Source organism: Deltaproteobacteria bacterium HGW-Deltaproteobacteria-18, assembly GCA_002841885.1.
Classification (GTDB): Bacteria; Desulfobacterota; Desulfovibrionia; order Desulfovibrionales; family Desulfomicrobiaceae; genus Desulfomicrobium.
Genome location: PHBE01000032.1, coordinates 1 through 5,507, shown reverse-complemented (window position 1 = coordinate 5,507; position 5,507 = coordinate 1). Strand labels below are relative to the sequence as shown.

The window sequence follows — 5,507 nt, the reverse complement described above, 5'->3', positions numbered from 1 at the left end:
CGCCCTTAATCTGCTTCTTGCGGACGAAGGCGCCGTCAAGCTGCAGTACGAGGTGACCCGCACCGACGCCGACGGCGACAGCGTGACCGAAAGCGCCGCGGTGAACCTGATCGGCGAAGCAACCTCCTTCTTCAGCTTTGACGATGACGGCCCGAGCATGGTCGTGAACGCGATCGCTGAAAGCGGGATTGTACTTACGACAGACGATGCGGAAACCATTGGCGCGAATTTCGACACGGACAGCGCCAATTTTGCAGCAGCCATGCAGGCTGCGGTGACTCCGCTTTACGGCTCGGATGGTTCCGGAGGGACTGTGGTCAGCGGTTTCGAACTGGTCATCAACGGAGGTGGCGAGCTCGATTCAGGGCTGAACAGCAACGGACTTGACATCATGCTGTCGAAGGACGGCGACGACGTGGTGGGACGTACCACTGCGGGCGAAGTTTTTCGCATCTCCGTGGACTCGAACGGAACTGTCGGCTTGAAGCAGTCGGCCGAAGTCGATCATATCGAAGGGACCCCAAGCGATGATCTGATCAGCCTGGCGGAGTCCAAGATATTCCTTGAAGCCAAGGCGACCGTTACCGATGGAGACGACGACGTGGCAACCAGAACGCTCAGTGTGGATCTGGGCGGGAACATTCGCTTCGTTGATGATGTTCCAAACGCTGAAAACGACTCCGTTTCCGCGGTTGAAAACTGGACCGGAGCCAAGACCTACAACCTGCTGCTCATCGTCGACAGGTCGGGCAGCATCAGCCAGGCTGAGATGCAGGCCGCCGTGGTGGCCATGAACAGCCTTCTCGACAAGTATGCTGAAGTGGCCTCGGGCGGCGAGGCCGGAGTAAAGGTCCAGGTGGTCACGTTCGCGGTGGATGGAACATTGGTGCATGGAACTCCTGTTTCGATCGCGGATGCCAAGGCATATCTGGATATCCTCGACAATAGCGGCGGTAGCGGCAACACCAACTACGATGCGGCCGTGGCTGCGGCGACTCCCGCCATAAACGGCTGGCCGGCAGCAACAGCAGATCATGACAACGTGGTCTACTTCATCTCCGATGGAGCCCCCACGGTTGGCAACGGCACTGTCGGTCTGACCAATACGGAAGAAGCCGCCTGGGAAACAACGCTGGAGGGCCGTGGTGCAACAGCCTGGGCTATCGGTGTCGGCACCGGCAACGCCGCTGACGATGATCTGGCCGACATGGCCTACCCGGATGGAAACGTCCTGCTGGCCAGCAACTTCAACGACTCGCTGCTCGACGCCCTGATCGGCACAGTGCCGATCCCGACCACGGTCAGCGGCAATGTCCTCGATAATGATTCCTCGGGCGCGGATGGCTGGAATGCTCCGGCGCTGGTCTCGGCGAGTTTTGGTGGCGATACCTATTCCTTCACTTCGGACACGGATTCCCACACCTTCGATCTGGGTCTTGTCGGCTCGGTGCTTATCAAGGGTGATGGTAGTTACGTCTTTACGCCTGCCGAGGACGTGCAGGACGACATCTTCGCCGACCTTTCCTACACGGTTCGCGATGGTGACGGCGATGAGACGAATGCGATCCTGCGGCTGACAACCACGGATCTGAGCGAAGTCACGGCAGTCAGCGATACGGTGACCGTCATTCCGGGTGAAGATCCGGTGCAGTGGGGAGGCGCGGAGTTCGTTGTAGTTGATGATGAAGGTGCCGGAGGCCAGGACCGCTGGGATGTGTCTTCGGATTTGTTCACGGCGGATGCCGGGGACGTGATCAGCCTGGATCTGAATTTGTCTAACTACATACCAAGATACACGACCGGGGGAAATGTACGGCAGGACGCGGTGGAGATTGGTCTTCTTGATGCCGCAGGGAATGAAGTGGCAACGATCTCCATGAAGTATTGGAGCAGCGTCTGGACAGTGGATAACGGTTCCGCAGGAACCGTTGCATTCTCGTACGCCGGAGGGACGACCACCGCTCACGTGACCTTCAACGGCGTGACGCTGGACGGGACTTATAAGATCAGCCTCAACGTAAACGATGGCACCGGCGGATCCGAAAAGTTGACAGTCAGGGCTTCCGGGCTGGTAGTGGGCACGGGCACGGATCCCGTGTACTGGCCAAGTGTGGGTATGGCCGCCATGGCACTGCCTATCACCGGGGACCTCTTCGCCAACGATGCCCTAGGCGCGGAAGGCGCAAGCGTCATGGCCGTGGCCGTGGGCGGGCTGGTCTTCACGGATACGGACAGCGACGGCCTGATCGTCGCGGCTGGCCAGTATGGAACGGTGACGGTCAATACCCTGACCGGCGCTTACGAGTACACGTCCAACACGACAGGCTCCGTGCCGGACATCGGCGACACGGACGTATTTACCTATACAGTCTCACAGGCCGACGGCGACTCGTCGACGGCCGACCTGACCATCAACTTCGCTGCAAGCGTCGGCGAGACAGGTACGGGCGCTTCCGAAACCCTGGTGCTGTCCGCAGATACCGGCGGCTCCATGAGCGGTCTCGGAGGAAACGACCACCTGATCGGCGGTGACGGCAATGACAGTCTCTATGGCGGCGACGGTTCCGATGTCCTGGAAGGAGGTTTGGGTAACGACCTCCTGGTCGGGGGCGCGGGCAGCGACTTCCTGTCCGGCGGCGAAGGCAACGACACTCTTGTGGGCGGCGCGGGTGACGACGTCATGACCGGCGGCGCAGGGCAGGATGTATTCCGGTACATGGTCGGCGATCTGGATGGCGTCATCGACGGCGATACAATCACCGACTTCGAACTGGGCTCGGGTGGAGACATCCTCGATCTGGCAGCCTTGCTCAACGGCGCGACCGCAGGCACCCTCAACCAGTACCTCGACTTCACGGTGACGAACATTGCCGGAGGCGAGGCCACGGTCGAGATCAATGTGGATCCCGCTGGAACGGGCAACCACGCCAGCACTCTGGCGACCATCACGGTCACTGGCGTGGGGGTTGGGGATACCGCCGACACCATCATCGATACGATGATCAACCATAACATAGACATCTAAACCGGACCGGGGGAAAGGGCCTTCCCTTTTCCCCGTTTTTGAAGGACGTTGCGCACATCCCCGCTGGCAACGGCGGGAATGTCATCATAAGAAAGGGTGGAGGCGATCATGGAACCGACACGGCCAACCCAGAGCATCATGGAAGATCTCCTCTCCGGAGAAGGTCGGCTTCTGGAAGATGGAAATGATTCGAATTCATTGCGAGTCGTGGAATTTGCGGGGCTTTTCGTGCCCGATGAGGGTTTGGTCATCAGCCCGCCGACAGGCGGCGAACTGACCGTGTGGCCCAACGGGAGCTATGCGTTTACCTCCTCGTCCGCCGTAGCAGAAGGAATAGCGACCCACTACAGCTATGTGGTCGAGACCGATGACGGTTCGTCCTTCATAGGTTCTTTTCTCCTGGGCGAAGAGATCAGCGTGCCCGAGGCCATGCATGATTTCCAGGCCTGGTCCCTGCCTGAACTCATGGATGTCGACGGCGCGGCCGAAGCACTTTTGCATGGAGGTCATTTCGATATGCAGGATTCTTTCGCGTATGATGTGCCGGACGGTCACCATGTCGAGACTCTGATCGGTCCCGACCCGGGGATCGACGATCTGACCCGCCTTATTCTCGACTCGCAAAGTTCGTGACCCGCCCTTTCGGGGTCGGGCTTTCATGCCTGTACTGAGGCCTCTTTCTGCCCCGTTGACCAGACGTCCGGCTTTGTGCTGACGTAGAAATACAAAACCTCCCGGCTCGGCAGTTCGGGAGGTTTTTTTGTTCGCCACGGGAGTTAGATCGTGGTTGCTTGCTGCGTGTGCATGGTTGTGCCCCGTGTTGCAAAGTAATGCTTATCGATTCGCTTCAAATCTGATGGCAGTTGCCGAGCCTTTTGTCGGGGTCAATCCGGCTGGCCCCTGGGCCCGATGGATTACTTATAATTGTCTCGACTCGTTTTTTTTCAGGGAGTCATCCTCTCATTTCTCGCTTATGTCCTGATGACAAAGTTGCCCGAGTTCATGCCTAGGTATGAGATGGCGGCGTTATGTTATAAAAGACTGAGTTTTCGGAAAAACACTTTTTTTTGTAATACGTATAAATAATTACATAAATTGTTTTTTTGAGTACATATTTAAATTCATGCTTCAAAAAAATCTTTCATACTTGACCCTACCTTCGAACACTTTCATATAAGTGTCCAAAGTAATTGATCTGGTTGCAAACCGAAATTTTACATAAACCGCAGGTGGAGGACACCATGGCTGAAACTCAGAATTCCAGGCAGAACGTACAGGCCCCAGAAACCGGACAGACCGTCATCGTTAACGCGATTCCCGGTCAGGACATTGTTCTTGAGGCCGCCTTTGACCAGGCCGAAGTGAAGATGGATGGCGGCAATGTAGTTTTTGAATTCGAAGGCGGCGGCCAAGTTGTCCTTAACTTCACGGATTTGGGCGAAGCTCAGGCGCCCAACGTGGTCATGCCTGACGGTACTGTTCTGGACATGCAGGAATTTTTGGCTTCTCTGGGTGAAAAAGAAGTGGAGCCTGCGGCTGGGCCCGAAGCTGGCGCTGCTGGCAGCGGCGGCGTTGGTGAGTATCAGGATGATGCCGGTGACGTGATTGGCGGTACGGAGAAGCTGGATGGTTTCGACCCGAGGAGTTTTTCCTCGATCTCCGTGGCGGCTCTGGAGGCGGATAATTCGCTGCCTTCTGCCGGGATCGTTGGCGGTGCGGTTGATGAGGACGGTTTGCGCCTTTCCGAGGGTGCGCATTTTGAAGGCAACGATGACGAAGTCGGCGGCGACCATCCTGCCCGGTTTTCCTACCTGGACGGAATCCTGAATTACGATTTCGGCGGGGACGGCCCCTCCGGCACCAATCCCTTCGTATGGAATCTTGCCGGGCTGCCGGTGGTTTTTTCCGAAGGCAACCAGTTGGTTTATGAAGTCGTGGATGGCGGTTTGACCCTGAACGCCTACTACATGACCGAGGGCTATATGCCGCCGTCCCCGGAAGGTGATGATCGGGCCCATCCTGACGACATTGCTTCTTTTGCCAGGGATTTTGTTCAAGACGGTCCGGTTAGAGTGGACGTTTTCAGCTTGCAGTTGACGAATGTTGAAGACGGCACGTTCCGGTTCGAACTGTATCAGCCGTTGGATCATTCCAACACCGCCACGGAAGACGACATCAACTACAGTTTCACCTTCACGCTTACCGACGGCACTGGGGACTCCGTTGTCGGCGGACTGAATCTTGCCATTGACGACGATTCCCCTGTGGTTACTGCCGATGGAAGCGAACTGCCCTCGATGGTTTTGGATGAGTCCTCCTTTGGCTCGGGGGTTGTAGATGCCCCCCAGGACACAGCGAATTTCGACATCGCCAGCGCCATCAACCTTGATGGACATTTCACGTTGGGTGTCAATCCTGATGTCGCAGATTCAGAAACCGTGCCCTTTGTATCCATCCATGCCGTCGGCAACGGCCAGCCGGA

At 57.2% G+C, this 5,507-nt stretch carries 4 protein-coding genes; 3 read left to right on the top strand and 1 reads right to left on the bottom strand.

The annotated features are described in order from the left end of the window. Both CVU60_17920 and CVU60_17915 read left to right on the top strand, forming a co-directional pair. Positions 1 to 3,025 (top strand): hypothetical protein (locus CVU60_17920; protein ID PKN40005.1); only part of this gene is annotated, 3,025 nt, incomplete at its 5' end. 138 nt (positions 3,026 to 3,163) lie between these two features. Next, positions 3,164 to 3,658 (top strand): hypothetical protein, encoded by a 495-nt coding sequence (locus CVU60_17915; protein ID PKN40004.1) that lies wholly within the window; start codon positions 3,164 to 3,166, stop codon positions 3,656 to 3,658. 581 nt (positions 3,659 to 4,239) lie between these two features. Here the strand turns inward: CVU60_17915 and CVU60_17910 are convergent. Then, positions 4,240 to 4,818, bottom strand: coding sequence for a hypothetical protein (locus CVU60_17910; GenBank protein ID PKN40003.1), 579 nt, complete (start codon positions 4,816 to 4,818; stop codon positions 4,240 to 4,242). Between CVU60_17910 and CVU60_17905 the strand changes: the two genes are divergently transcribed. Then, positions 4,759 to 5,507, top strand: a 749-nt coding sequence (locus tag CVU60_17905; GenBank protein ID PKN40002.1) for a hypothetical protein, incomplete at its 3' end; no start/stop codon positions are given. The genes CVU60_17910 and CVU60_17905 overlap by 60 nt on opposite strands.